Origin of the sequence: Flavobacterium sp. LB2P53 (assembly GCF_003970305.1) — a bacterium.
In the GTDB taxonomy this organism is placed as follows: Bacteria; Bacteroidota; Bacteroidia; order Flavobacteriales; family Flavobacteriaceae; genus Flavobacterium.
Map to the genome: position 1 here is coordinate 120,515 of NZ_RYDG01000008.1, position 25,537 is coordinate 146,051.

The following is a 25,537-nucleotide window of genomic DNA, read 5'->3' on the forward strand; positions in this document are numbered from 1 at the left end:
AATTTAAAATGATTTTTTGATTCGGTCTAGATCCCGTTTCGTATCTTGTTCTTTGAGAGATTCACGTTTGTCATAGGTTTTCTTTCCTTTGCAAAGACCAATTTGGAGTTTGGCCAATCCTTTTTCATTAGTAAACAATTTCAAAGGAACTATTGTCAATCCTTTTGCTTGAACACTTTTCAGCAAACCTTTTAATTCCTTTTTTTTTAAAAGTAATTTGCGCTCGCTTCTTGCCTTGTGGTTGAACTGATTACCAAAAGTATATTCTTCAATATAGGTGTTTATCGCAAAAAGTTCGTTATTGCTAAATTCACAAAAACTTTCTGTGATGTTTGCTTTTCCTAATCTAATGGATTTGATTTCCGTTCCAGCCAAAACAATTCCTGCATTGAAGGTTTCGATTATTTCATAGTCAAATCGGGCTCTCTTATTGAATATATTTATTGTTTTTAACATAGCGTGCAAAGGTAACAAAAATTAAAGGTTTAGCAATTATTTAGTCCAATTTCAGCAATTGGAATGTGATTGCTTCATCAACCATAGTTACGATATAAAGATTACCAAAAGTTTTATCTTGAATGTCAGTAAATGAGTTTTGATTTATCATTTGATTGACAAATTTTGGTATTGTGTTACTATGTCCCACAATTAAAATTTTTTTTCCTATCGTTTCTTTTTTGAAAACTTCAATAGGTATATTTTTAGGATCATACAGCTTAACCTTCATCTTCTTTGTTGTCGCGGTTGGACTTGCAGTTTGTAAAGTTCTTTTGTAATCCGTTGAATAGATTTCATCAAAACTAATTTCTGAGAATATTGTATTCCATTTTTCAGCTCTTTTCAACCCTTTTTCAGATAAATCTGGATTTTGAGAATTATCTACTTTCTCGGCATGACGAATAAAGTAATAGGTAGTGGTGCTTTGTCCAAAACTGATATTTAAAAATAACAGTGTAAACAGTGCGAGAAATTTTTTCATTTGAATCAATTTTAAAAAAAAGTATTTGGGATTTTAATATCTTTGCAAAATGGAACACTTAAAATCGAAAGATCCGCTTCACGGAATTACACTCCAAAAAATAGTAGAGCAACTAGTGGATCATTACGGATTTGATACTTTGGGGGAACTCATTAAAGTAAAATGCTTTACAGATAAACCAAGTGTAAAATCCAGTTTGACTTTTTTACGAAAAACAGATTGGGCACGAAAACAAGTGGAAGATTTGTATATAAAATCAGAAGCTAAATTGCCCAAATAAATCTAGTTTAATTTATAGGAAACCATAAAACCGCCTCTGTAGGGCAACCACTCGCCACTTTTATTGTACCCTTTCGCCGATTCATATCGTTCTCCCGTAGCTAAGTCATATCCTTTATAAAAACCTTGATGCGAACCACCGCCTAAGAAACAATCTAACATAAATTTATCATTTATTTTTATTTGATATCCAATTGTTGCACCTATAAAATATCCAACACCTTTTTCATACAAAGTAGTATTTATATAATTCCATTTTTGGAAATTAAATATACTTGCCCCAATATGTGCTCCTGCATAAAAACCATTGTATTTTTCTTTGAAATGATAACGATATTCAGGTGTGAAAGTATAAAACTCTCTAGGTTTACCATTTATTGATTTCCATAAAGAGGCTGTAATATCAAATTGAAAAGTAGATTTTTTTCCAATGCTGGTTTCAATACCTACATTAGGAATGGTCAATAAAGTAGTCATAGCATTTGCTTTTATATACGTTTGACTTTGGGATACAATACTGAAGAGAAAAAAAGAAACAATAAATAATTTTTTCATAAAAAGTGTTTTCTATTATTTAGACCAATAGCTTATTGGAGAAAATCAAATACAAATGTAAAATATTTATCTGTAAGGTTTTTATGTTTTTAATTTATATTAGTCACGCAACTAAATTTTAAATAAAAAGGACATAAAATTAGTATTTGTTCAAAAGAGAATAAATTAGAGTATCAAAAAAACGACCATCAAAAAATTCATTTTCTTTTAAATGTCCTTCTCTGACAAACCCATTTTTTTCTAAAACTTTTGCAGATGCATCGTTATCAGGATCAATCATCGCTTCAATGGAATGCAATTTCATGATTTGAAAACCATAATTAACAGCTTCTTTCACTGCTTCAGATACAATTCCTTTTCCATGATATTCAGGTAATAACATATAGCCAATTTCGGCACGATAATGTTCGGGTTTTATTCTGTAATGACCAATAACTCCAATAAGTTTTGGGTTGTCTTTCAACGTAATAGCCCAATTGATACCTTCATTAGCTTCAATTTTTGTATCGATCATTGCAATGTGTTCCAAGGCATCTTCGTTCGTTTTTACTAAAGGTCTTGGAATATATTTCATAGTTTCTGGATTGGATCGCAATTCGAAAATTTCTTTAATGTCATTCGTGTTTACTCTTCTCAAAAGCAAGCGTTCGGTTTCTAAATCAGGAAATGGACTAAAATTTATAGCTAACATATCTTAGTAATTAAAGGATTTCGATACTGTATTTTGATTGGAACGTTTCCTTGGTTTCTAGAATTTGAATGCCTTCTTTTTCAAATAGATTTTCGGAACTTTCATTGGTATCCGAATAACCAAACCAAGGTTCAATACAAATAAATGCCGCATTTATTTTGGTCCAAATTCCTAAGCTTGGAAAATCATCAAAATGTATTTTTAGAATTGGATTTTTATTTTCTAAAATAGTCAACGAGTTGGATTTTAATGTTTTGAAAATCAAAGCATCGTTTTCAAACAACTCATACGTCAGCGGAATATATTTATTAAGAACGTCTAATTTCTTCGTTTTATTTGAAATTAAATCATCCTCCAAAAGATAATATTTCAATGGTTCTTCTTTTTCAAAAGCTATAGCATAACTCTCGAATTGATTTGGCAAAGCAAAAGCAGGATGTGCGCCAATAGCAAACGGCATTGCAGTTTTTCCGTTGTTGATTACTTTATATGCAATCGATAAATTATGCCCGTGTAATGTGTAAATGATTTGCAATTCAAAGTCAAACGGATATGCTTTTAAAGTTTCTTCAGAAGAGTGTAGGGAGAAAACAGCACTGTTTTCTGTTGCATTGATCAATTCAAACTCCATATCTCTGGCAAAGCCGTGTCGCGATAAATGATATTCCATTGCATTATAGTGAAAGGAATTATTTTTTAAAGTCCCAACAATTGGGAATAAAACAGGAGCGTGCTTGCCCCAAAATACCGGATTTCCTTCCCAGATGTATTCTCTATCGTGGTTTGTTTTTAAAGAAATTAATTCAGCTCCAAAATGTTTAATTTCTGCAGTGAGATTCGAGTTTTTAATTAGAGTTGTCAAAATTATTTTTTCGGGTTACTTTAAAAATGGTTTTCTGGCGTAAATATATTTTATAATTTTTAATTCTGATACGCTTTAAACATGATTTTATTGATTTATAATGGAATCAATTCGATCTCAATAGTTCAAAATCCTCTTTTTTTTCATTAATTTGTGATATAAACAATTAGAAAATGAAAAAAATTCGTCGCGGAGTCATGCTGCATTTGGCTTTATTATTGGGATTTACATCTATTTGGGCACAGCAAACCCCAGCAAATGCATCCGGTAATACAGTTTCTAACTACGATTATCATGATGCTTTTGCTCCGTTTTTTTATTCCAAAAACGGAACAAGTACACGATCTGCGAGTGGTCAGCCTGGAGCTGAATATTGGCAAAATAGCGCTGATTATAAATTAACGGCAAAACTGGATGAAAAAAACAACGAAATTTCTGGCACAGGAATCATCACCTATACGAACAACAGTCCGGATAAAATGGCTTTTGTTTGGATGAATGTAGACCAGAATTTATTCAAAGCGGATTCCCGTGGAAATGCAGTTGTTCCAATTACAGGAAGTAGAAATGGGGCTCAAGGCCAAATTTTTGATGGCGGACATAAAATAAAATCAGTCAAAGTAATTACTACTGTAAAAGGAAAATCAACTGAAGCAGAAGTTAAGTACATTATTACGGATACTAGAATGCAGGTATTTCTCCCGCAAGTATTAAATGCTAAAGGCGGTTCTGTTAAAATAAAAATCGACTTTTCGTTTATAGCTCCTTTTGAAGGATCAGACAGAATGGGGATTTTGGAAACTAAAAACGGAAAAATTTTCACCATAGCACAGTGGTATCCGCGTATGTGTGTGTATGATGATGTACGAGGCTGGAATACGAATCCGTATCTTGGAGCGTCGGAATTTTATTTAGAATATGGTGATTTTGATGTCAGTATTACAGCACCATCCAATCATATTGTGGTGGCTTCCGGCGAATTACTGAATCCTACCACAGTCTATTCTGCCGAAGAGCAAAAGCGTTTAGCGCAAGCAAAACAAAGTGATAAAACAGTTTTTATCCGTACTGCTGCCGAAGTTAAAAATTCATCAAAAATGATTACTGCAACTACTAAAACGTGGAATTACAAAATCACAAATGCCCGTGATTTCTCTTGGTCCTCTTCAGCAGCATTTATTTTAGACGCAGCAAAAATCAATTTACCTAGCGGTAAAAAATCATTGGCAATTTCCGTTTATCCGATAGAAAGTGCCGGAGATGCCGCATGGGGACGTTCCACAGAATATACAAAGGCTACTATAGAAAATTATTCAAAAAGATGGTTAGAATATCCGTATCCAGCGGCTACAAATGTTGCCGGAAATGAAGGCGGAATGGAATATCCAGGAATTGTTTTTTGTAGCTGGGAGTCAAAAGGAGCAGATTTATGGGGTGTTACAGATCATGAATTTGGTCATATTTGGTTTCCTATGATTGTAGGATCCAATGAAAGACTGTTTGCCTGGATGGATGAGGGTTTCAATACTTTTATTAATTCATTGAGTTCAGTAGATTTTAATAATGGGGAATATAAAGAGCCGCGTGCGGATATGCATCAAAGGGCAGAAGTGTACACGAGTCCAAATCTGGAAACCATAATGAGTTCTCCGGATAACATGAAAGAGTCTAATATAGGTCTTTTGGCGTATTCGAAACCAAGTTCAGGATTAGTGATTTTAAGAGAGCAAGTTCTTGGGCCGGAACGATTTGATCGGGCTTTGAAAACTTATATTGAGCGTTGGGCATACAAACATCCGCAACCGGACGATTTCTTTCGAACAATAGAAAATGTTGCTGGAGAAGATTTGAGTTGGTTCTGGCGTGGTTGGTTTCAATACAATTGGCGTTTAGACCAAGGGATTAATTCAATCAAATACGTGAAAAACGACCCAAAACAAGGAGTTGTAATTTCGATTGAAAACTTCGAAAAAATGACTATGCCGGTAAGTTTAGACGTAAAAACGAAAAGCGGAAAAATAACGCGCGTTCAATTGCCGGTAGAAGTTTGGCAAAAAAATAAAGCGTGGTCTTTTAAACACAATTCGACGGAAGAAATCGAAAGTATCACACTAGATCCGGATCATGTTTTACCGGACAGCAACACAGCAAATAACACCTGGACAGCAGACAAAGGATTGATTGAAAAAGATGTGATTCTGGATGGGTATTTAGGAACTTTTTCTACATCAATGGCGCCTATAAAAATTGTTTTTTCAGAGAAAAATGGGTTGTTAAATGTTTTGATTACCAATTATCCAAGCTTTTCCGTGGAGCCAACTGGAAAAAATACGTTTGCATCGAAACTTGCGGGACTTAAATTTGAATTTAATGACAGTCTAATGGGATTTGATATGTTGATTCCTGATGGGCAAAAAATACCGTTTACAAGAGATAAGTAAGTCGAAAGTTTAAAAGTCGTAAAGTCAAAAGAATTAACTTTAAGTAAAATAGCTTTAAATCAGATTGTTACATAATTTTATCCTGATTTTAAAATACGACATTATACCATGGTTATTACATAAATAGTCATAAAATATTAAAAAAAGAAAAGACTTGTAGGAATTAAATCCACAAGTCTTTTTTATGTGTTATATTTTTTTGTTCTAAATTTACTCAGGAATTTGCTGGCTTAGGCAATGCAATGTTCCAAAACCCCAAATAAAATCAGTAGCACTGATCCCAATGATTTCTCGATCAGGAAAACATTCTGCAAGGATGTTCAATGCTTTTCGGTCGTTACTGTCGTTAAAAGTAGGTACCAAAACACAATTGTTCAAAATTAGAAAATTGGCATAACTTGCTGGTAATCGCAAGCCGTCAAATTCCAAACGTTTTGGCATTGGTAAAACTACAATTACTGGAGATTTACCATTTTCCAGTTTGGCATTTTGCAAGCGTTTTAAATTGTCTTGCAATGGTTTGTAATTGTTGTCTTTAGGATCGGTTTCCACAATAGTCACAATAGTATCTTCATTCACAAATCGACATAAATCATCAATATGGCCGTGCGTATCATCACCTTCAATTCCATTGCCTAACCAAATTACATTGGTTATCCCAAGATACTCCTTGAAGACGGCTTCATAATCGGCTTTAGTGAAATTGGGATTCCGAACCTGAATATCCGGATGCATCAAGCATTCTTCTGAAGTCAATAAAGTTCCTCTTCCGTTAGTATCAATCGCGCCACCTTCTAAAATTACCGGTTTTCCTTTGTATAAAACTTGAGTAATAGGAATATTCAGAAATTCTCCTACTTTGGCAGGAACAAATTTATCTAATTGAATGTTTTTATATTTTGCCCAACCATTAAAATTAAAGTTCAAAGCTTCTCTTTCGGCTCCGTTTTTGACAATTATCGGACCTGAATCACGCATCCAACTTCTGTTGGTTTTATGAATGATGTAGGAAACATTTGTTAGCACAACATGAGCTGTTTCCAGCATCATATTGACTTTCTCTTTTTGGTTTTCATCAGCAACTACTAAATAGACTTGCTCAAAAGAAGCTGCTTTTTTAATGAATTCTACAAAAGCCCATTGAACAGTCTCGTATTTCCCAGGCCAGTCTTTACCGTTATGCGGAAAACAAAGTAAAATACCTTGTTGCTTTTCCCATTCAGCTGGAAATCTTCTATTATTTGTAGTCATACAGCGTATCTAATTTTAAAGTTTGCAAATATAAACATTCAGTAGGATTTTAAAATAGTTTGCAACCATTCATTTCCGATATTTCATGAATTTATAAGAATAGTTTTGGTAATGATTATATAATATTTAGTTAATTCTTGTTGGGCTTCAGCTAGTTATTTTTGATAAAAATTAAAAATACACTTATGAAGAAATATGGTATTACACTATTAGCGGCAATTATGGTATTGTCAAGTTGCGAAAAGGACTCTGATAAAGAGGGATCTCCTGAGTTGGTGATCAATGAAAACGCTGCCACTTTCAAAGAAATTGGTTCAATTGTGATTGGTGGTGCCGGAGCTGCTGAAATAAGTTCGTATGATGAGGTTTCTAAAAAGTTATTTACCGTAAACAACAGTAATACGAATAGAATTGATGTTATCGACTTATCTAATCCATCAAGTCCGGTTTTTGTAGCAAGTATCGATTTAACGCCGTTTAATGGAACTTCAAATAGCGTTGCAACTTTTAATGGTAAATTAGCAGTTGCATTAGAAGCAAAACCAAATAAGCAAGATGCAGGAAAGGTGGTCGTTTTTGATACGGCTAAGTACAGTGTCATCAAAGAAATTACGGTTGGTGCTTTACCGGATATGATTACTTTCTCTCCTGACGGAAATTATATCATGACTGCCAATGAAGGTGAGCCAAATGATACGTATTCTATAGATCCCGACGGTTCTGTTTCGATTATCGCAGTCAATAATAATTATGCAGTGACGACTTTAAATTTCGGAAGTTTTAGCAATCAATTGAGTACATTGAAAACCAAAGGATTCAGAATTGCAAGTCCAACTAATAATTTTGCCTCAGATATTGAACCGGAATACATCACGATTTCTGCTGATTCAAAAACGGCTTGGGTAACTTTACAGGAAAATAACGGAGTAGCTAAAATTGATTTGGCAACCAAAACGATCACTACTATTTTTCCTTTAGGTTTTAAAGACTACAATCTTGCCGAAAATGCTATTGATATTAGTGATAAAGATGGAGGTGTTTTGGCTAATACATGGAAAGTTAAAGGACTGTTTCAACCCGATGCAATTAGTAATTTTGAAATAAATAATATTCCTTATTTTGTTACTGCAAATGAAGGAGATGCTAGAGAATATAGTGCTTTTGTTGATGTAAAAAGAATTAGCAGCTCTTCGGTTGTTCTGGATCCATTAGCGTTTCCTAATGCGGCGGCTTTAAAAGCTGAGGCAAGTATGGGAAGATTGAATATCAATACCAAAATGGGTGATACGGATGGCGATGGTGATTTTGATGAATTAGTTTCTTTTGGAGCCCGTTCGTTCTCTATTTGGAATGGAAACACAGGAGAAATGGTTTATGATAGTAAAAATGAATTAGACAAGAAAGTGCAGGAGTTTGGTGTCTATGATGACAATCGAAGTGATGATAAATCAGTAGAACCAGAATCAGTTGTTGTTGCTAAAATGGGACAAAAAACTATTCTTTTCGTAGGATTGGAAAGAGCAGATGCTCTTATGGTGTATGATGTCACTATTCCAGCAACTCCAAAATTTTTACAGATTTTAAAAACAGGTGATGCACCAGAAGGGTTACTTTTTATTCCAGCTTCGAAAAGTCCAACCAAAAGAAGTTTAGTAGTGGTGAGCAGTGAAGGTGACGGTACCGTTAAAATATTTCAACCAGATTTAAATTAAAAGTAGAAGTTTTAAATAAAATCCCTGCTTAGAATAATTTCTTAGCAGGGATTTTTTAATTATATAATGACGATTTAGTCGATGGCTCTTTTTGTAATATCACCAAAAGCATCAATTCTTCTGTCTCTGAAAAATGGCCAGTTCTGACGCACATTTTCCTGTAAGTCTAAATCTACTTCAGCAATCAGGATTTCTTCTTTGTCGTGTGAGGCTTGCGCCAAAATTTCGCCTTGTGGTCCCGCAATAAATGAAGATCCCCAAAACTGAATTCCCGCCGTATCAGGCAAGTACTGTTCTAAGCCAATTCTATTTGCAGCAGCAACATAAACGCCATTCGCAACCGCATGTCCTTTCATTACACTCATCCAGGCGCCATGTTGGTTTTCACCGTATTGTTCTTTTTCTTGTGGATGCCATCCAATTGCGGTTGGGTAAAACAATACTTCAGCACCTTGTAGAGCCGTCAAACGAGCTGCTTCCGGATACCATTGATCCCAACAAATCAGCGTTCCAACCTTACCTTTTTTAGTTGGAATCGTTTTAAAGCCCAAATCACCGGGGGTGAAATAGAATTTTTCATAAAAATGAGGATCGTCCGGAATGTGCATTTTGCGGTATAATCCTGCTTCGGAACCATCAGTATCAATAATGTAGGCGCTATTGTGGTATATTCCTGCCATTCTTTTTTCGAAGAAAGGAACAATAATTACTACTCCTAATTCTTTTGCCAAAGCACTAAAAGCGATAAAAGAAGTACTATACAAAGGTTCTGCTAAAGCAAAGTTATCTACATCTTCACTTTGACAAAAATAATGACTGCTATATAATTCTGGCAACGAAATAACTTCGGCACCTTGATTTGCTGCATCACGAACCCAACTTAAACATTTTTTTAGATTGTTTTCGGCAATATCATTAAGGTTTAATTGGATGACTGCTATTTTGTATTTCTTGTTTGGCATGACTAAAATTTTAGACTGCAAAAATAGTGAATTTTATAAAGAGTAGAAAATAGAGATAATGTGTTTTTTTTAGGATTTTAATTAGTCGTTGTTCATATTTATTGGTTTTTTTAGATTTACACTTACTTTTAAAGAATTTGTACATGGATATAGAGAACATTTACTTTAAACATCCAGATTTTGAGCCATAGAAAAAATTAATATAAAATTGGCACTAACAAAACAAGGAGGTTTTATTTTTGTAGGTAGTATTACAGCAAATAAAAGGGGTCAAGTTTTTACTTTACCAAAATACTGTAATTTAGTATTTATTAAATTTTTACAATTATGAAAGAAGAATTCAAAATCATCGATAAAGAAGACATAACTCTTCTTAAATTTCCACAAACAGACGTCCTTAACGATGTTGACGAAATAAAAACTAGAATAAGTGAGATCAACAGGGCTTTAGCATTGGGTAATTTAGAACATTCAAAAATTAAAATTTACTTTGAGGATAACGAATCAAAAAAAATAGTTGACACAACGGTTTGGGGTGTTACAGACAAAAATGTGATCTTAAAGCAAGGTGTGATGATTCCAATTCACAGAATATATAAGTTGTTTTAGTATATTGGTATTCTTTAATTCTTTGGTGCAGTTCTTTAGATCACTTTCTGTGCAAGCAAGTGTTCTGCTCTTGCCGTTACAAATTTATAGTAGTCAGTTTTTGTTGATATTCATGAGTGAGACTAAAGTGTCTTTACTTTTTGCCAATTATCTTTTTAAACAGGGTTACAATTCCCAAGACAATAGCACCAAATACAAGGCCGATTATAAATTCAGTTATTATGGACGGTATTTGTGGTAGTATGTCGTGCAGGAACGGAATTTCATGTACAAATATGCCGCCAGCCACTAATAATAAAGCGATTGTACCTATTACGGATAAACTTTTGATGACTTTTGGCAAGGCTTGTACCAGAATATTTCCTAACGTTTTTGAAAAATTTTTCTCTTTGGAACTCAGTTGCATCAGTTTTAAACCTGCTTCATCCATTCGGACAATTAGGGCCACAATGCCGTAAACACCAACGGTTGCTATGATTGCAATGATGGAAACTACCATTATTTGTGATGAAATGGGTTTACCAATTACAGTTCCCAATGCAATAATTACGATTTCTACTGATAAAATAAAATCGGTTACTATAGCTGATTTGATTTTTTCTTTTTCGAAAGCTAAAATTTGTTCCTCGGTCAACAGTTCCATTAAAATTTCGTGTTTTGCATGTTCGTGCGGGAAGAAGTATTCGTATATTTTTTCGGCGCCTTCGTAAGCTAAATAAAGTCCGCCAAGTACTAAAATTATGATAACAGCTACCGGTAAAAATGCACTCAATAAAAAAGCGATGGGTAAAATGATTAATTTATTAATGAAGGAACCTTTTGTAATGGCCCATAATACGGGCAGTTCTCTTGATGAAACAAATCCGGAAGCTTTCTCCGCATTTACGGCTAAATCATCGCCTAATATGCCCGCCGTTTTTTTTGCTGCAATTTTACTCATTACCGCAACATCATCCATAATTGCTGCGATATCATCTAATAATGCGAAAAAACCTGATGCCATTTTGATTGTTTTTTAAACAGCGCGGATTTTGGTATTGTAGTACCCAAATCTAATCTACGCATATTGATTGTTTAGTGATGCGAAGCTACTACTTTTTGATTTACTCTATTTATAAAACGGGTAAATTTTTAGTTAATATTCACCCAGAATCTTTCTGTAGTAGCGATACTGTTTTTAATTACATTTGAAATAAAAATAAGTATGGAATTCAAACATATATTTAAAGCTAAATTAGATTGGCTTTTTTCCAAGAAGGAAGCGGCGACGTATACTAAAAGTCATACCATAACTATTGATGGTAAGGCTGTTTTAAATGTTTCGGCTGCTAAAGCTTTCAAAGGAGATCCTGCTTTGTACAATCCTGAAGACCTGTTATTGAGTAGCGTAGTATCCTGTCACATGATGTCTTACTTGTATGTTTGTAAACAAAATGGTATCGACGTGATAACCTATACGGACGAGGCAGAGGCAACTCTGGAGGTTTCGGACGACGGTAGCGGGCGCTTTATTGTGATTAAACTGAATCCAAAAGTTCGTATTACTAACAAAGAAAAAGTAGAAGAGGCACTTAGCTTGCATAAAAAAGCAAACAAACTCTGTTTTATAGCCAATTCGTGTAATTTTCCAATTGTACACTTTCCAACTTGTGAAGTTGCAGGTATAAATTAAAGTTGGAATGTCGTTTTTACTTTTTTGTGGATTTTAATTATAAAATGGCAAGCAAATCAGCGGGTTTACTTCAAAAAAATTATAAGGTATAAAAAAACACTAGCCTTTCGACCAGTGTTTTCATAAGTTTAAATGTTTCTAGAAACTTAAGAAACTCACTCACTTTGATTTCTAAAAACCAGTTTTCCATCAAAAGCATCTATCAACACAATGCTGTCGGTTGTTATTTTTCCGGATAGAATTTCTTTGGATAATTCATTGAGCACGTCTCTTTGAATCACTCTTTTCACGGGTCTGGCTCCAAATTGTGGATCGTATCCTTTCTCTGATAAGTAGGCAATAGCTTCCGGAGTCGCGTCCATCGTGATGCCTTGTTGTGCCAACATTTTGCTTACGCTTTTTAGTTGTAAACCTACAATTTGAGCTATATTTTTAGTAGTCAATGGCGTGAACATTACGATTTCATCAATACGATTGATAAATTCAGGACGCACCGTTTGTTTTAGCAACCCTAGAACTTCTATCTTGGCCAATTCGGTTGCCGCTTCCACACTTCCTTTTAGATTTTCGAATTTCTCCTGAATAATCTGGCTTCCCATGTTTGAAGTCATGATGATAATCGTGTTTTTAAAATCGGCTAAACGCCCTTTGTTATCTGTCAAACGTCCTTCATCCAAGACTTGTAGCAAGATATTAAACGTGTCCGGATGGGCTTTTTCAATCTCATCCAATAAGATTACAGAATACGGTTTTCTACGTACGGCTTCGGTCAATTGTCCGCCTTCATCATAACCTACATATCCCGGCGGCGCACCCACCAAACGACTTACGCTGTGGCGTTCTTGATATTCACTCATGTCAATACGGGTCATCGCATTTTCATCGTCGAACAGGTATTCGGCCAAGGCTTTCGCCAATTCGGTTTTACCAACTCCCGTAGTTCCAAGGAAAAGAAAGGTTCCCACCGGTTTTTTCATGTCCTGCAATCCGGCACGGCTTCTGCGCACGGCATCACTTACGGCTTCAATGGCTTCTTCCTGTCCTACGACTCTGTGATGCAATTCATCTTCCAGTTTCAGTAGTTTTTCTCGTTCGCCTTGAAGCATTTTCATTACTGGAATTCCGGTCCATTTAGCCACTACTTCGGCAATGTCCTCACGAGTGACTTCTTCTTTTATCAACGAAGTTCCGGATTGGTTTTCTTGTAATTCCTTGAGTAAAATGGCTAAACGTTCTTGCGCTTCCTTGATTTTACCATACCGAATTTCAGCTACTTTTCCATAATCGCCTTCACGTTCTGCACGTTCTGCTTCGTATTTAAAGTCTTCAATCTCCGTTTTTACGGCTTGAATATTATCGACAACGTCTTTCTCTGATTTCCATTTGGCGTAGATTTCGTTGCGATCTTCTTTGAGATTGGCCAAATCCATTCCCAAAATTTTAAGTTTGCTTTCGTCTTTTTCTCGTTTAATGGCTTCAATTTCAATTTCCAATTGCATGATTTTTCGATCCAAAACATCCAGTTCTTCGGGTTTCGAATTGATTTCCATACGCAGTTTTGAAGCGGCTTCATCCATTAAATCAATAGCTTTATCTGGAAGAAAACGGTTGGTAATATACCGTTGCGATAGTTCGACAGCGGCAATAATAGCATCGTCTTTGATTTGGACTTTATGATGCGTTTCGTATTTTTCTTTAATTCCGCGCAAAATAGAAATAGCACTTTCGGTATCCGGTTCTTCGACCACAATTTTTTGGAAACGTCTTTCGAGTGCTTTGTCTTTTTCAAAATATTTTTGATATTCGTCCAATGTTGTGGCTCCAATGGCGCGAAGTTCTCCACGAGCCAAAGCCGGTTTCAGAATATTAGCCGCATCCATAGCGCCTTCGCCACCGCCAGCTCCCACAAGGGTATGGATTTCGTCAATGAATAAAACTATATCGCCTTCGGCAGAAGTCACTTCTTTCACCACGGATTTTAATCGTTCTTCAAATTCTCCTTTGTATTTGGCGCCAGCAATCAAAGCTCCCATATCAAGCGAATAAACGATTTTATCTTTCAAATTATCTGGAACATCTCCATCTACAATTCGGTGTGCCAATCCTTCAGCAATGGCGGTTTTTCCCACTCCTGGTTCTCCCACGAGCATTGGGTTGTTTTTAGTTCTTCGGGTTAGAATTTGTAATACCCTGCGTATTTCCTCGTCACGACCAATTACTGGATCGAGTTTCCCTGCTCGAGCTAATTCGTTAAGATTTTTGGCATATTTATTTAAGGAATTATAGGTTTCTTCAGCAGATGCCGAAGTTACCCGTTCTCCTTTTCGCAATTCATCGATAGCAGCTTTTAGCCCTTTTTCGGTAACGCCTTGATCTTTTAATATTTGGGATACTTTATTTTTAGAATCAAAAATTGCTAAAATTAAATGCTCCACAGAAACGAATTCATCATTCATTTTTTTTGCAATAATTTCGGCTTCGTTAAGCGTGGTGTTTGCAGTTCTGGAAAGCATAATTTCGCCACCAGAAACTTTTGGAAAACTCTGGATTGTACTGTTTAATATTTGAAGAAACAAGGGCACATTTACATTCAGTTTTTTTAAAATAAAAGGTGCCACATTTTCGTCGACTTCAAAAATAGCTTTAAAAATATGTTCATTTTCTATTTGTTGTTGCCCATAGCTTTGTGCCAATTGTTGGGAAAGCTGAATGGCTTCCTGGGATTTGATTGTAAATTTATTTATGTTCATGATGGTACATTGTTTTGTATCTTTTACTTAACTTTACGAACTATATTCAATATATATTCCAATACAATAATACAGACAAATTGACGGAAAATTTATGATTGGTATCATACTTTAAAGTCAAAATGTCTTAAAAAAAGACAATTATGAGTTTTTTCAAAAATATTTTTAGTAGTTCAGACGACAAGGATTTTAAAGAAAACAAAATCAACTGGAATGAATTAACTGATTTGGTACAACTGGATGAAATTATCGCTATTTCAAATGAAAAACCGGTAGCCATTTTTAAACACAGTACTCGATGCAGTATAAGTAGAATGGCGCTAAAACAGTTTGAAAATGAGTTCAATAGTTCAGATAAAGTTGCACCTTATTTTTTAGATTTAATAGCGCATCGCGATATTTCTAATGAAATTGTGAATCGTTTTGGTGTGACCCATCAATCTCCACAATTGATTTTAATTAAAGACGGAAAAGCCATTTATAATGTTTCGCACAGTGATATTGATGCGGAGGAGTTAGGAAGAAAAGTATAGTAAATAGGATTGTTTTAAATAGTTTACCGCAAATTCGCTAATTAATCACTGTATTAAATTAGCGAATTTGCGGTTTTATTTTTTAGACAAACCGGTAAAAATAATTAGTAGGAATCGTCCATTTTTTTCTTAATTTGATCTAAACACAAATTATTAATACTTCCTTCGTGTGTATGTTTGGTTTCTTTTGGAGATTGGAAAGTACCATTTTCTAATTGCTCAGCAACGGCTTTATACGCATCTCTAAAAGGCATTCCTGCAACAACCATTTCGTTTAAGGAATCTACCGTAAACAAATAATCGTATTTTTTATCGTCTAAAATGTGTTCTTTTACCTTAATGTCTTTAATCGCAAAAATAGCGATATCTAAACATGCTTTCAGGTTTTGAATTGCTGGAAATAAACCTTCTTTCAACAATTGTAAATCTCTGTGATAACCACTAGGAAGGTTGTTGGTAATTAAAGTAATTTCGTATGGCAATGCTTGAATCTTGTTGCATTTTCCACGAATCAATTCAAAAACATCCGGATTTTTCTTATGCGGCATGATACTCGAGCCTGTTGTAAGATGGGCAGGCAAAGTGATGAAATCAAAATTCTGACTCATATACAAACAAACATCCATAGAAAATTTAGCTAGAGTAGCTGCTACACTACTCATGGCAAAAGCAACCGTTTTTTCTGATTTTCCACGGCTCATTTGTGCCGCTACAGAATTGAATTTTAAGGTTTCAAACCCTAATTCTTTAGTCGTAAATGTTCTATCGATAGGAAACGAACTTCCGTAACCTGCGGCCGAACCTAATGGGTTTTGGTCTACAATTTTCAAAGCAGCATTTAGCATCGTAATATCATCAATCAAAGTTTCGGCATAGGCAGAAAACCACATTCCAAAAGAAGAAGGCATCGCAATTTGAAGGTGAGTATATCCTGGCAATAAAATATTTTGATGTTTTTCGGCCGACTCCATTAGCAAATCAAAAAGACTTTTTACTTGTTGCTTTAGTTCTTTAACCACGTCTTTTAGATACAAATTAACGTCTACCAAAACTTGATCGTTACGAGAACGAGCAGTATGAATTTTTTTTCCGGCATCGCCTAATTTTACCGTTAATAGATACTCGATTTTAGAATGTACGTCCTCGAAACTGTCTTCGATTTCGAATTTACCGTTTTCAACGTCTCTTATAATTTCTTCCAAAGCCAAAACCAGAGAAACGGTTTCGGAGTCTGTTAGAAGACCAATTTGTCCCAGCATTTTTGCATGTGCTATAGAAGCTAAAGCATCGTATTTTGCCAGCACTAAATCCAGTTCTCTGTCGTTACCAACGGTGAAATGTTCTATTTGTTTATCTGTTGGTATTCCTTTTTCCCAAAGTTTCATGATTTTTATTTTTTTTTCGTAGGGACAAGTCGCGACTTGTCCCTACAGATTATTATTATTATTTAAAAAAATCAGTTAGTATTTTGATATACAATTGAATTCCTTCTTCTATTTCGTTTATAAATATAAATTCGTCTGCCGAGTGTGACCGCAGGGTTTCACCAGGTCCTAATTTCAAGGATTGACAACTCAAAACCGATTGATCCGAAAGGGTAGGCGATCCATACGTGGTTCTTCCCAATGTTATTCCTGCTTGTACTAATTCGTGTGCAACAGGAATTGATGACGCATTCAAATGCATCGAACGTGGATTGACTTCGGCAGTCAAATGTTTTTTTACAATATCTAATATTTCTTGATTATTATAACGATCATTCACTCTGATATCGACAACCAAATGACATTCGGCGGGAACTACGTTGTGTTGTTTACCTGCAGTGACTTGTGTTACGGTCATTTTTACAGGACCTAAAACCTCCGATATTTTTTCGAATTGATAGCTGTTAAACCATTCGATAACGGGTATCGCATTGTAAATAGGATTATCAGGATTGTTGTGTGCAGCGTGACTTGCAGTGCCTTTTACGATGACATCGAGTACCAATAATCCTTTTTCGGCTACGGCCAATTGCATCAATGTAGGTTCTCCAACAATGGCACATTCCAATTCCGGTAAATGTTTCAATACGCTGTTTAATCCATTTTTCCCGCTGCTTTCTTCTTCGGCTGAAGCTACCATCACAATATTGTAAGGCAGATTCTCATTCGAATAAAAATGTACAAAAGTGGCTAAAAGTGAAACCAGACAACCTCCCGCATCATTGCTTCCCAGTCCAAATAATTTGCCGTCTTTTACGATAGCTTCAAATGGATCATTAGTATAACCTTGGTTTGGTTTTACAGTATCGTGGTGCGAATTGAGTAATAGCGTAGGTTTGGTGGTATCAAAATGTTTATTGAAAGCCCAAATATTGTTATTCTCTCTTTCGAAAGGAATACTATTTTGTGTAAACCAATTTTCGATTAAAAGTGCAGTTTGGTCTTCTTCACTTGAAAATGAAGGCGTTTCAATCAGTGCTTTTAATAGCGAAATGGCTTCTTGTGTAAGGATTTCTATATTTTTCATACTTATTTTAGCCACGGATTCACAGATTTTTTTTTAATTGAAATAAAAAATTTTGTGCAAATCTGTGAAATTTGTGTTCAACTTTTTTTATAATTTGATGCGTGTGCAAATTGCCTTTGAATCTTTCAACATTCGGTGATGACCAATTTTTATTTTTTGAACTCCCTTGGATAAACTGTTGAAACAGTTGTCTAATTTAGGGATCATGCCAGAATGTATGGCGCCTTCGACTTTTAATTTAGAATATAATTCTTGATTTATGTTCTCAATTACGGAAGAATCATCTTCGGCATCATGTAAAACGCCGGGTTTTTCGAAGCAATAATTCAAAGTTACATCAAAAAATTCTGATAAAGCAATTGCCAATTCGCTAGCAATGGTATCGGCATTCGTGTTTAATAATTGTCCTTTTCCATCGTGTGTTATTGCGCAAAATACAGGAACTATTCCAGTTGAAAGTAATGTTTCTAACAATTCCGTATTCACTTTTTTTACATCGCCCACAAAACCATAATTGATTGTAGGATGGTTTCTTTTATCCGATAGAATTAAATTTCCATCAGCACCAGAGAACCCCATCGCATTAGTTGATTTTGATTGTAATTGGGTAACAATATTTTTGTTGATTTGACCTGCATAAATCATCACAACTACATCAAGCATAGCGGCATCGGTGATGCGTCTTCCATCAATCATTTGTGGAATTAAACCAATACTTTCAGCCATTTTGGTAGCTGATTTTCCACCACCATGAACGAGTATTTTGTAGCCTTCAATCTTAGAAAAATCGGATAAAAATTGTGACAATTCCGTTGGGTTATCAATGATGTTTCCACCAATTTTTATGATTGAAAGGGATTTTAGGTTCTGGGTTTTGGGTTTTGGACTCATTTTTAATATTTTAAAAATCTTTTCTCTATTTTCCACTTTCTAAAATCTTCTGCAACACTAATTGCGCGGCATAGGTTCTATTATTGGCTTGTTCGATAACAATTGAATTTTCACTGTCAATCACTTCATCCGTTACAATTACGTTACGTCTTACTGGCAAACAGTGCATGAATTTAGCATTATTGGTCAGCTTCATTTTATCGGCAGTTACGGTCCAGTTTGGGTCGGAATTTGTAATCTGACCATACTCGTTATAATTGCTCCAGTTTTTGGCATAGATAAAATCGGCGTTTTCGAAAGCTTTGTCTTGGTCGTATTCAATCTTGGAGTCTTTCGTGATTTCAGGATTCAATTCGTAGCCTTCAGGATGCGTAATTACAAAATCAGCCTCTTGTAATTGCATCATTTCCACAAAGGAATTGGGTACCGCTTGAGGTAAAGCTTTAGGATGTGGTGCCCAAGTCAAAACTACTTTTGGACGGTGTTCCGTTTTGTGTTCAGCCATTGTAATTGCATCGGCTAGTGATTGTAATGGATGTCCTGTAGCACTTTCCATATTGACAACCGGTACCGTGGCGTATTTTAAGAAACCCATAAGAACGGTTTCGGCATTGTCTTTTTCTTTGTCTACCAATCCGGCAAAAGCCCTGATGGCAATAATATCGCAATATTGAGAAACTACTGCAGCCGCTTCTTTAATATGTTCCGAAGCACCGGAGTTCATGATGGCTCCATCTTCAAATTCTAATGTCCAACCTTCGCTGGTGAAATTCATTACCATGACGTTCATTCCCAAATTTAAAGCTGCTTTTTGTGTACTCAAACGTGTTCTTAAACTGGAATTAAAAAACAACATTCCTAAGGTTTTGTTCTTACCAAGTTTTTTATTTTTAAGTGGTTTTTTTTTGATTTTTAAGGCTTGTTTCACCCATTCGTCGAGCGAATCTATGTTTTGTATGGATATGTAGTTCATTATCTTAATTTGTTTAATCGGTTATTTACTTCGTCAGTTCGCTTTGCTCGTGTGTTTAATAAATTAACCGAATTAACGATTAACCGCATCAACATTTATACAATTTTAGTAAATGGTATTTCGTTTTTTAAAGCTTTCAAAATAAAATTGTCTTCCAAGCCATTTACAATCCAGGTTTCGATAGTAGCGGCTTTGGCGATTGCCGATGCTTCAATTTTAGACTGCATTCCGCCAGTTCCATGTGAGGATTTTGAATCGCCGATTTCTTTTTCCAATACTTTTAAATCAGTTACCAAAGAAATGGTTTCAGGAACGGCATCATGGATGGATGCTTTGGTATAAATCCCATTCGTATTGGTGGCGATAATCAGAAGGTCAACATTTAATAAAACGGCTGTCAGCGCAGCTAATTTATCATTATCACCAAACTGGATCTCATCCGTTGCTACGGTATCATTTTCATTGATAATTGGGATATAATTATTTTTGACTAACACATTGATGGTGTTTACGATATTTACTTTAGATTGTTCTTTTTCAAAATCAGAATAAGAAAGTAAACATTGCGAAATCAGCAATCCTAAATCACGGAAATTTTCATGATAAATCCGCATTAAATGTGGCTGACCAATCGAAGCTAGTGCTTGTTTTACAAAAACATCTTTGTCGTGGTTGTCCAGTTTTACAAATTGTTTGGCCGCAGCAATCGCGCCCGAACTCACAATGATAAATTCGTACTCGTCTTGTAAAACCGCTATTTGCATTCCAATATCTTCAATCTTTCCTCTCGAAATGTGATTGGTTTCTTTGGTTAATGTATTGCTTCCTAACTTTAATAAAATTCTTTTTTTGGCCATTTTTATTTTTTGTTTAGACAAGTCGCAACTTGTCTCTACTAATTTTTACCTGATTTGTCCATTTCCGTAAATATACCACTTATTAGTAACTAGATGTTGCAAGCCGATTGGCCCACGTTGGTGTAATTTGTCCGTGCTTATCGCCAATTCGCCACCTAAACCAAACTGTCCTCCATCCGTGAATCGGGTAGAGGCGTTTTGATATACGGCTGCCGTATCTACATTTTCCATGAATTTCTGGGCAATTGCATCATTTTTTGTGATTATCGAAGCGGAATGTCCACCACAATATTTATTTATTTTGTCAATCGCTTCCTGATCCGAATTGGTTGTTCCAATAACAATTTTATAATCCAAAAACTCTTCGTACCAAATTAAATCCGATTCAATCTGAGGAACAGCTGTTGCTCTGGAAATGCTTTCATCTCCCAAAATCGTAACGTTTCTTTGTTGTAATTCGGTAGTTATTTTTTTTGCAAAAGCTTCCCAGTTTTCAAGATTAGTATCAATTAAAACTTTATCTAAAGCATTGCAAACAGATATGTTAGAGGTTTTTCCGTTAATAATAATGTCTAGCGCTTTTTTTAAATCGGCTTCTTTATTTACATACACAAAATTATTACCTCGACCACTAATTATTACGGGACAAGTAGCGTGTTTTTTTACAAAAGCGATTAAGTTTTCGCCACCACGAGGAACGATTAAGTCCACTTTTTGTGTGGGTTTTTCTAAAAATGCCTGCGTGTCTTCCCGATTGTAATTCAAGTATTCCACCCATTCCTTTGATACATTGTTTGTTATTAAAGCCTGATGCCACAATTCCACAATTTTCAAGTTGGATTGCAAAGATTCTTTTCCGCCTTTCAATAGAATTTTATTTCCGGATTTAAAAGCGATTCCGCCAGCTTCAACAGTAACATCGGGTCTGGATTCATAAATAATCATTATGGTTCCAAAAGCCGCTGTTTTATTGATTATTTTCATTCCGTTTTCATGGTCGAAATTAAAACGCTCTACGCCAATAGGATCTTCTTGACTGGCCAATTGTACCATGGATAAAATCATGCCGTCAATTTTGACATCATCAACGAGTAAACGTTTTTCCATAGCCAAATCATCCCCAGAATAATTATTGATATCCTGTTGATTCACCGTTTTAAGGTTGGCTCTTTCTAGTTCAAGAAGTTCAGCCATATGGCTTAAAACGGCATTTCGTTTTTCTATTGGTAGTAACGCATTCATAATTAAGACTGTATTTCTTTCAACGTTTCTTTTAAAGCTATTATAAAGGTATCAATAGCTGCTTTCTTGATTGTCAATGGAGGAAGGATTCTTAATAAGTTTTTATTGTTCGCATTTCCGGTAAAAATATGCTTGTCCATAATCATTTTTTTACGAAGTGCACTTACGTCAAAATCAAATTCTACTCCTAGCATTAATCCCCTTCCTTTTACTTGGATAACTTCAGGAACTTGTTTAATTGCTTCTAAAAAATAGGCGTAAACGTCATTTACGTTATCCATTAATTTTTGGCTTTCAATCACATCCAAAACAGCAATTCCAGCGGCGCAAGCCAAATGGTTTCCACCGAAAGTAGTTCCCAATAATCCATAACTCGCTGTGAATTTTGGAGAAATCAAGATTCCGCCAATAGGAAATCCGTTACCCATTCCTTTGGCCAGACAAATAATATCTGGTTTGATGTCATGATGTTGGTGTGCAAAAAACTTTCCGCTTCTTCCGTATCCTGATTGCACTTCGTCCAAAATCAAAACTACATCGTAAGCCTTGCACATTTTTTCTAATGCCTGAAAAAATTCAGTAGTTCCTTGGTCTAAACCGCCAACGCCTTGAATTCCCTCGATAATAATAGAAGAAACATCGCCTTTTTTTAGTTCGTTTTCTACCAACTCAATATTATTCAATGGCAAGAAAGTAACAATTTGTTGCGCATTGATTGGCGCAACAATTTTTTTATTATCTGTCACTGCAACTGCCGCCGAAGTTCTTCCATGAAAGGAATTATCAAAAGCGATTACTCTGGTTTTAGTGTTGTGAAAAGAGGCTAATTTCAATGCGTTTTCATTGGCTTCAGCACCAGAACTGCACAAGAATAAAGAGTAGTCTTCCAATCCGGAGAGTTTCCCTAATTTCTCTGCTAATTCTACTTGCAATGGATTCTGAATCGCATTCGAATAGAAACCAATGTTATCCAATTGATTTTTTAATTTGGCTACATAATCCGGTTGTGTGTGTCCAATGGAAATTACACCATGACCGCCATATAAATCTAAATATTCCACACCTTTTTCATCTGTAATAGTACAATCTAGTGCTTTAACAGGTGTGATATTGTATAATGGGTAAACGTCAAATAAGTTCATAATAAATATTTTTACCCACCCCGGTCCTCCCCGAAGGGGAGGGTGACGAGATAGAATTTGATTATTTTATTTTTTTTGCATATTGGCTCCCTCCCCTTCGGGGAGGGTTGGGGAGGGGATTAAAATCCGCTTGGTTTCAAATGCAATCCTGTGGTTTCATCCAGTCCAAACATTAAATTCATGTTTTGAATGGCTTGTCCTGAAGCTCCTTTTGTTAAATTATCAATTACTGAAGTAATCAATAGCCGGTTTCCTTTTTTCATCAAACTAATAATACATTTATTCGTTTGAACTACTTGTTTCATATTGATTCCAGTGGTGGTAACCGTTACAAAAGGTTGGTATTTGTAAAAAGCCTCATATTTTGCAACTACATCTTCCAGATTTTCTTCAATTGTTGTGTATAATGTAGCGAAAATTCCTCTGGCAAAATCCCCTCTGTTGGGTACAAAAATCAATTCGTTTTTATAGTCCGCCTGCAATTGGTTGACACTTTGATTTATTTCGCCCAAATGTTGGTGTTCAAAAGCTTTATAATGTGACATATTGTTCGATCTCCAACTAAAATGCGTCGTTTCCGAAGGTGAAACTCCAGCTCCTGTACTTCCGGTTGTGGCATTGATATGAACATCAGTCGTAAGCATTTCGTTTTTAGCCAAAGGCAATAACGCTAATTGAATTGCTGTTGCAAAACAACCTGGATTAGCGATAAATTGGGCATTTTTTATATTCGCTTTGTTTAATTCTGGCAAACCGTAGATGAAAGATTTTCCGTTGAAATCTTTGTCTTTTGTTAATCTGAAATCGTTTCCCAAATCGATGATTTTGGTATGACTCGCAAATTGATTGTTCTCTAAAAACGATTTTGATTTACCATGACCTAAACACAAGAAAACTACATTCACATTTGGATTTACAGTATCGGTAAAATTCATTTCGATATCACCCATCAAATCGTGATGCGCGACATGAAGTGGTTTTCCGGCGTTTGTCGTGCTGTACACAAAATCAAGTGTTGCATTGGGATGAAACATTAATATTCTGATAAGTTCCCCCGCTGTGTAACCTGAACCGCCAATTATTCCAATATTAATCATAATCTTATTTTTTAAACGTACTAGAATTAATCCTTATTGGAGTAATTCGATTTGTATTATTTTTTAACCACATAGATACATAGATTTTATTAATTTTATATAGCGTTTCACTTATTGGAGTAAAATATAGCTTTGTGTAACCAAGAATTGGTCTATATAAGTTCTTTTTTCTATGTTTCTATGTGGTTAAATTTTATATTTATTGATTAATTCAGAATTTCAATTAATCATGGGTCAGTTTATTTACAGATGAAAATATGTTTTGGGCATTCCCCAGAATTTTGATAAATCCTTTGGCATCGTCAGATGTCCAAGCGTTGTTCATTTCACCGTATTGACCAAACGTAGTATTCATTAAATCATTTTCAGATTCAATTCCGTCCAATGTAAAGTGATATGGTTTTAGAGAAACGATAACCGTTCCATTTACAGTCGTTTGAGTGTCTTCTAGGAAAGCCTCGATGTTTCTCATTACAGGGTCCAAGAATTGTCCTTCATGAAACAACATTCCGTACCAGTTTCCCAGTTGTTCTTTCCAGTATTGTTGCCATTTACCTAGCGTATGTTTCTCTAACAAATGGTGTGCTTTGATGATGATTAAAGGGGCAGCGGCTTCAAAACCAACTCTTCCTTTAATTCCAATAATGGTGTCGCCTACGTGCGTGTCTCTACCTATAGCGTAAGCGTTTGCTAGTTTTTCTAAGGTGACGATGTTTTTTGTTGGGGTATCCAATGTTCCGTTGATGCCTACTAATTGTCCTTTTTCAAATTGTAGAGTCACTTTTTCTTCACCCGTTTTTTGCAATTGAGAAGGGTACGCTTCACTTGGTAAAGTTTGATTTGACGTCAATGTTTCTTTACCGCCTACGCTTGTTCCCCACAATCCTTTATTGATGGAATATTGTGCTTTTTCCCAAGAATAATGAACTCCATTTTTAGATAAATAATCCACTTCTTCCTGTCTTGATAATTTTAAATCCCTGATCGGAGTTATAATTTCAATTTCGGGAGCAATGGTTTGGAAAATTAAATCAAAACGAATTTGGTCATTTCCTGCACCAGTACTTCCGTGAGCAATCGCTTCGGCACCCACAGATTTCGCATATTTAATCGCTTCGATAGCTTGAAAAACACGCTCTGCACTTACTGATAATGGATACGTATTATTTTTTAATACATTTCCATAAATCAAATATTTAATGGCTTTATCGTAATATTTATCTACAATGGTAAGATTTGCATGTTGCGCACTTCCTAATTCGTAGGCTCTTTCTTCTATAGCGGCTAGTTCCTCTTTATCAAATCCGCCTGTATTTATAAGAACGGTATGAACTTCATATCCTTTTTCGTTTTTTAAATATTTTAGGCAATAGGAGGTATCTAATCCTCCGCTATAAGCTAATACAACTTTTTTCATAATTATTATTTTTTCTTCCCCCCAGCCCCTCCGAAGGAGGGGGAGCCGAAACTGGCAAAGGGGAATTTTTTGTTATGATTATTTTATTTTTCTCTTTGGCTCCCTCCCCTT

24 protein-coding genes are annotated in these 25,537 nt (G+C 35.3%); 6 read left to right on the plus strand and 18 right to left on the minus strand.

All coding sequences use genetic code 11. The features are described from left to right. Positions 1 to 3 precede the first annotated feature (3 nt). Positions 4 to 456 (minus strand): SsrA-binding protein SmpB, encoded by a 453-nt coding sequence (gene smpB / locus EKL95_RS11140; protein WP_091204586.1) that lies wholly within the window; start codon positions 454 to 456, stop codon positions 4 to 6. A gap of 40 nt (positions 457 to 496) precedes the next feature. Then, the gene (locus EKL95_RS11145) at positions 497 to 979 is read right to left on the minus strand and encodes a SixA phosphatase family protein (protein WP_126462890.1); all 483 of its coding nucleotides are present in this window, start codon (positions 977 to 979) and stop codon (positions 497 to 499) included. A gap of 49 nt (positions 980 to 1,028) precedes the next feature. Between EKL95_RS11145 and EKL95_RS11150 the strand changes: the two genes are divergently transcribed. Further along, on the plus strand, positions 1,029 to 1,259 hold the full coding sequence (locus tag EKL95_RS11150) for a VF530 family DNA-binding protein (RefSeq protein WP_126553652.1): 231 nt from the start codon (positions 1,029 to 1,031) through the stop codon (positions 1,257 to 1,259). 2 nt (positions 1,260 to 1,261) lie between these two features. On the opposite strand, the gene EKL95_RS11155 is transcribed toward EKL95_RS11150, so the two are convergent. The 3 genes from EKL95_RS11155 to EKL95_RS11165 form a co-directional block, all read right to left on the minus strand. After that, the gene (locus EKL95_RS11155) at positions 1,262 to 1,813 is read right to left on the minus strand and encodes a DUF3575 domain-containing protein (RefSeq protein ID WP_126564226.1); all 552 of its coding nucleotides are present in this window, start codon (positions 1,811 to 1,813) and stop codon (positions 1,262 to 1,264) included. A 139-nt stretch (positions 1,814 to 1,952) separates the two neighbouring features. Continuing rightward, a complete protein-coding gene (locus EKL95_RS11160; RefSeq protein ID WP_126564227.1) occupies positions 1,953 to 2,504 on the minus strand; it encodes a GNAT family N-acetyltransferase in 552 nt (183 codons plus the stop codon). A gap of 10 nt (positions 2,505 to 2,514) precedes the next feature. Next, positions 2,515 to 3,366 carry an aldose 1-epimerase family protein gene (locus EKL95_RS11165; protein WP_126553656.1) on the minus strand — a complete coding sequence of 284 codons (852 nt, stop codon included), beginning with the start codon at positions 3,364 to 3,366 and terminating at the stop codon, positions 2,515 to 2,517. Positions 3,367 to 3,539: 173 nt separating this feature from the next. Here EKL95_RS11165 and EKL95_RS11170 point away from each other — a divergent pair, with 173 nt between their 5' ends. Then, on the plus strand, positions 3,540 to 5,807 hold the full coding sequence (locus EKL95_RS11170; protein ID WP_126564228.1) for a M1 family metallopeptidase: 2,268 nt from the start codon (positions 3,540 to 3,542) through the stop codon (positions 5,805 to 5,807). A gap of 210 nt (positions 5,808 to 6,017) precedes the next feature. On the opposite strand, the gene EKL95_RS11175 is transcribed toward EKL95_RS11170, so the two are convergent. Beyond that, on the minus strand, positions 6,018 to 7,058 hold the full coding sequence (locus EKL95_RS11175) for an agmatine/peptidylarginine deiminase (RefSeq protein WP_126564229.1): 1,041 nt from the start codon (positions 7,056 to 7,058) through the stop codon (positions 6,018 to 6,020). 185 nt (positions 7,059 to 7,243) lie between these two features. Here EKL95_RS11175 and EKL95_RS11180 point away from each other — a divergent pair, with 185 nt between their 5' ends. After that, complete coding sequence (locus tag EKL95_RS11180; protein ID WP_126564230.1) at positions 7,244 to 8,770, plus strand: choice-of-anchor I family protein; 1,527 nt, start codon at positions 7,244 to 7,246, stop codon at positions 8,768 to 8,770. A gap of 74 nt (positions 8,771 to 8,844) precedes the next feature. Here EKL95_RS11180 and EKL95_RS11185 read toward each other — a convergent pair whose 3' ends face one another. Continuing rightward, on the minus strand, positions 8,845 to 9,732 hold the full coding sequence (locus EKL95_RS11185; protein ID WP_126462866.1) for a carbon-nitrogen hydrolase: 888 nt from the start codon (positions 9,730 to 9,732) through the stop codon (positions 8,845 to 8,847). A gap of 327 nt (positions 9,733 to 10,059) precedes the next feature. Between EKL95_RS11185 and EKL95_RS11190 the strand changes: the two genes are divergently transcribed. Continuing rightward, on the plus strand, positions 10,060 to 10,341 hold the full coding sequence (locus tag EKL95_RS11190) for a hypothetical protein (protein ID WP_126452385.1): 282 nt from the start codon (positions 10,060 to 10,062) through the stop codon (positions 10,339 to 10,341). A 133-nt stretch (positions 10,342 to 10,474) separates the two neighbouring features. On the opposite strand, the gene EKL95_RS11195 is transcribed toward EKL95_RS11190, so the two are convergent. Next, entirely contained in the window at positions 10,475 to 11,344 is an 870-nt protein-coding gene (locus EKL95_RS11195) for a DUF808 domain-containing protein (protein ID WP_126564231.1), read from the minus strand. A 201-nt stretch (positions 11,345 to 11,545) separates the two neighbouring features. On the opposite strand from EKL95_RS11195, the gene EKL95_RS11200 reads away from it, so the two are divergent. Continuing rightward, positions 11,546 to 12,013, plus strand: a complete 468-nt coding sequence (locus EKL95_RS11200) for an OsmC family protein (protein WP_126564232.1) — start codon at positions 11,546 to 11,548, stop codon at positions 12,011 to 12,013. A gap of 155 nt (positions 12,014 to 12,168) precedes the next feature. Here the strand turns inward: EKL95_RS11200 and clpB are convergent, their stop codons facing one another. Continuing rightward, complete coding sequence (gene clpB, locus EKL95_RS11205; RefSeq protein WP_126564233.1) at positions 12,169 to 14,763, minus strand: ATP-dependent chaperone ClpB; 2,595 nt, start codon at positions 14,761 to 14,763, stop codon at positions 12,169 to 12,171. A gap of 143 nt (positions 14,764 to 14,906) precedes the next feature. On the opposite strand from clpB, the gene ytxJ reads away from it, so the two are divergent. Further along, positions 14,907 to 15,296: a bacillithiol system redox-active protein YtxJ gene (gene ytxJ / locus EKL95_RS11210; protein WP_126564234.1), complete on the plus strand. Its 390-nt coding sequence runs from the start codon at positions 14,907 to 14,909 to the stop codon at positions 15,294 to 15,296. Positions 15,297 to 15,400: 104 nt separating this feature from the next. On the opposite strand, the gene argH is transcribed toward ytxJ, so the two are convergent. The 9 genes from argH to EKL95_RS11255 all read right to left on the minus strand — a co-directional run bounded on the left by argH (position 15,401) and on the right by EKL95_RS11255 (position 25,426). Further along, positions 15,401 to 16,681 carry an argininosuccinate lyase gene (argH, locus tag EKL95_RS11215; RefSeq protein ID WP_126564235.1) on the minus strand — a complete coding sequence of 427 codons (1,281 nt, stop codon included), beginning with the start codon at positions 16,679 to 16,681 and terminating at the stop codon, positions 15,401 to 15,403. A 58-nt stretch (positions 16,682 to 16,739) separates the two neighbouring features. Then, entirely contained in the window at positions 16,740 to 17,807 is a 1,068-nt protein-coding gene (locus EKL95_RS11220) for a M20 family metallo-hydrolase (protein ID WP_126562372.1), read from the minus strand. Positions 17,808 to 17,894: 87 nt separating this feature from the next. Continuing rightward, a complete protein-coding gene (gene argB / locus EKL95_RS11225; protein WP_126564236.1) occupies positions 17,895 to 18,698 on the minus strand; it encodes an acetylglutamate kinase in 804 nt (267 codons plus the stop codon). A 25-nt stretch (positions 18,699 to 18,723) separates the two neighbouring features. Beyond that, positions 18,724 to 19,671, minus strand: a complete 948-nt coding sequence (locus tag EKL95_RS11230; protein ID WP_126564237.1) for an N-acetylornithine carbamoyltransferase — start codon at positions 19,669 to 19,671, stop codon at positions 18,724 to 18,726. Between the two features lie 95 nt (positions 19,672 to 19,766). Next, the gene (gene proB / locus EKL95_RS11235; RefSeq protein WP_126564238.1) at positions 19,767 to 20,528 is read right to left on the minus strand and encodes a glutamate 5-kinase; all 762 of its coding nucleotides are present in this window, start codon (positions 20,526 to 20,528) and stop codon (positions 19,767 to 19,769) included. Positions 20,529 to 20,573: 45 nt separating this feature from the next. Then, positions 20,574 to 21,770 (minus strand): glutamate-5-semialdehyde dehydrogenase, encoded by a 1,197-nt coding sequence (locus tag EKL95_RS11240; protein ID WP_126564239.1) that lies wholly within the window; start codon positions 21,768 to 21,770, stop codon positions 20,574 to 20,576. A 2-nt stretch (positions 21,771 to 21,772) separates the two neighbouring features. Beyond that, positions 21,773 to 22,912 carry an aspartate aminotransferase family protein gene (locus EKL95_RS11245; RefSeq protein ID WP_126564240.1) on the minus strand — a complete coding sequence of 380 codons (1,140 nt, stop codon included), beginning with the start codon at positions 22,910 to 22,912 and terminating at the stop codon, positions 21,773 to 21,775. A gap of 119 nt (positions 22,913 to 23,031) precedes the next feature. Further along, positions 23,032 to 24,009 (minus strand): N-acetyl-gamma-glutamyl-phosphate reductase, encoded by a 978-nt coding sequence (argC, locus tag EKL95_RS11250; RefSeq protein ID WP_126562359.1) that lies wholly within the window; start codon positions 24,007 to 24,009, stop codon positions 23,032 to 23,034. 223 nt (positions 24,010 to 24,232) lie between these two features. Next, entirely contained in the window at positions 24,233 to 25,426 is a 1,194-nt protein-coding gene (locus tag EKL95_RS11255; RefSeq protein ID WP_126564241.1) for an argininosuccinate synthase, read from the minus strand. Positions 25,427 to 25,537 lie beyond the last annotated feature (111 nt).

What these genes read in the sequence shown, in the direction of transcription:
- smpB (WP_091204586.1), bottom strand. Translation starts at nt 456, where the DNA reads ATGTTAAAAACAATAAATATATTCAATAAGAGAGCCCGATTTGACTAT.
- EKL95_RS11145 (WP_126462890.1), bottom strand. Translation starts at nt 979, where the DNA reads ATGAAAAAATTTCTCGCACTGTTTACACTGTTATTTTTAAATATCAGT.
- EKL95_RS11150 (WP_126553652.1), top strand. Translation starts at nt 1,029, where the DNA reads ATGGAACACTTAAAATCGAAAGATCCGCTTCACGGAATTACACTCCAA.
- EKL95_RS11155 (WP_126564226.1), bottom strand. Translation starts at nt 1,813, where the DNA reads ATGAAAAAATTATTTATTGTTTCTTTTTTTCTCTTCAGTATTGTATCC.
- EKL95_RS11160 (WP_126564227.1), bottom strand. Translation starts at nt 2,504, where the DNA reads ATGTTAGCTATAAATTTTAGTCCATTTCCTGATTTAGAAACCGAACGC.
- EKL95_RS11170 (WP_126564228.1), top strand. Translation starts at nt 3,540, where the DNA reads ATGAAAAAAATTCGTCGCGGAGTCATGCTGCATTTGGCTTTATTATTG.
- EKL95_RS11175 (WP_126564229.1), bottom strand. Translation starts at nt 7,058, where the DNA reads ATGACTACAAATAATAGAAGATTTCCAGCTGAATGGGAAAAGCAACAA.
- EKL95_RS11180 (WP_126564230.1), top strand. Translation starts at nt 7,244, where the DNA reads ATGAAGAAATATGGTATTACACTATTAGCGGCAATTATGGTATTGTCA.
- EKL95_RS11185 (WP_126462866.1), bottom strand. Translation starts at nt 9,732, where the DNA reads ATGCCAAACAAGAAATACAAAATAGCAGTCATCCAATTAAACCTTAAT.
- EKL95_RS11190 (WP_126452385.1), top strand. Translation starts at nt 10,060, where the DNA reads ATGAAAGAAGAATTCAAAATCATCGATAAAGAAGACATAACTCTTCTT.
- EKL95_RS11195 (WP_126564231.1), bottom strand. Translation starts at nt 11,344, where the DNA reads ATGGCATCAGGTTTTTTCGCATTATTAGATGATATCGCAGCAATTATG.
- EKL95_RS11200 (WP_126564232.1), top strand. Translation starts at nt 11,546, where the DNA reads ATGGAATTCAAACATATATTTAAAGCTAAATTAGATTGGCTTTTTTCC.
- clpB (WP_126564233.1), bottom strand. Translation starts at nt 14,763, where the DNA reads ATGAACATAAATAAATTTACAATCAAATCCCAGGAAGCCATTCAGCTT.
- ytxJ (WP_126564234.1), top strand. Translation starts at nt 14,907, where the DNA reads ATGAGTTTTTTCAAAAATATTTTTAGTAGTTCAGACGACAAGGATTTT.
- argH (WP_126564235.1), bottom strand. Translation starts at nt 16,681, where the DNA reads ATGAAACTTTGGGAAAAAGGAATACCAACAGATAAACAAATAGAACAT.
- EKL95_RS11220 (WP_126562372.1), bottom strand. Translation starts at nt 17,807, where the DNA reads ATGAAAAATATAGAAATCCTTACACAAGAAGCCATTTCGCTATTAAAA.
- argB (WP_126564236.1), bottom strand. Translation starts at nt 18,698, where the DNA reads ATGAGTCCAAAACCCAAAACCCAGAACCTAAAATCCCTTTCAATCATA.
- EKL95_RS11230 (WP_126564237.1), bottom strand. Translation starts at nt 19,671, where the DNA reads ATGAACTACATATCCATACAAAACATAGATTCGCTCGACGAATGGGTG.
- proB (WP_126564238.1), bottom strand. Translation starts at nt 20,528, where the DNA reads ATGGCCAAAAAAAGAATTTTATTAAAGTTAGGAAGCAATACATTAACC.
- EKL95_RS11240 (WP_126564239.1), bottom strand. Translation starts at nt 21,770, where the DNA reads ATGAATGCGTTACTACCAATAGAAAAACGAAATGCCGTTTTAAGCCAT.
- EKL95_RS11245 (WP_126564240.1), bottom strand. Translation starts at nt 22,912, where the DNA reads ATGAACTTATTTGACGTTTACCCATTATACAATATCACACCTGTTAAA.
- argC (WP_126562359.1), bottom strand. Translation starts at nt 24,009, where the DNA reads ATGATTAATATTGGAATAATTGGCGGTTCAGGTTACACAGCGGGGGAA.
- EKL95_RS11255 (WP_126564241.1), bottom strand. Translation starts at nt 25,426, where the DNA reads ATGAAAAAAGTTGTATTAGCTTATAGCGGAGGATTAGATACCTCCTAT.